This is a genomic window from Gemmiger formicilis, assembly GCF_016901605.1.
GTDB lineage: Bacteria > Bacillota > Clostridia > Oscillospirales > Ruminococcaceae > Gemmiger > Gemmiger formicilis_B.
In genome coordinates this window covers 1-626 of record NZ_JACJKP010000385.1, presented here as the reverse complement: position 1 = coordinate 626, position 626 = coordinate 1, and the positions used below count along the sequence as shown (strand labels likewise).

The following is a 626-nucleotide window of genomic DNA, read 5'->3' as shown; positions in this document are numbered from 1 at the left end:
AAGCTGATTGCTGCACCGGAAGGTTTCACCCTCAACGTGCGGGAAGTTCGTCTCTCTGCCGGTGCCGGTTTCGTGGTAGTGGTCTGCGGCAGTATCATGACCATGCCCGGCCTGCCCAAGCACCCTGCTGCCATGGATATTGATGTGGATGTCCACGGCAAGATCACCGGTCTGTTCTGATTCCCGGCGTACAAAAAACACAGAAAAAAGCGGAGCCCGCCTTCCCGGCGGACTCCGCTTTGTTTATGCTGTCAACGGGGTGTTCAGTTGCAGGTGTCTTTGTGGGAATCTCCCAATTCCTCCGCTTCCTCGGTGGTTGCATACAGATGTGCCACATCGGGTGCCAGCTGGCCGCCGGGCAGCTTCTGCCCGAACGAAGGCACAAAAAAGAAACGGCGGATGACGAAGATCAACGCGATAGCCGCCACACTGACCAGGTTCTGCACCGCGTCCTCATGACCTACGATCATATGACGGGCAATGGCATACAGCAGCACTTCCAGCACGCTGCCCGGGCTGTGTTTGGCCAGCATCTTGATAAACTCGATACCGATGACAATATCCAGCGCACGGGTCAGAAATTCGTAAACCTCCACTTCGTTACCGTCCACGATCAGGCCGGGCAT

At 56.4% G+C, this 626-nt stretch carries 1 protein-coding gene and 1 pseudogene; one reads left to right on the top strand and one right to left on the bottom strand.

All coding sequences use genetic code 11. The features are described 5' to 3' along the window. Positions 1–180, top strand: a 180-nt coding sequence (locus H6B10_RS15025; RefSeq protein WP_204652312.1) for a formate--tetrahydrofolate ligase, incomplete at its 5' end; no start/stop codon positions are given. Positions 181–263: 83 nt separating this feature from the next. On the opposite strand, the pseudogene H6B10_RS15020 reads toward H6B10_RS15025, so the two are convergent. After that, positions 264–626, bottom strand: a pseudogene (locus H6B10_RS15020) (transporter); the annotation flags it as partial.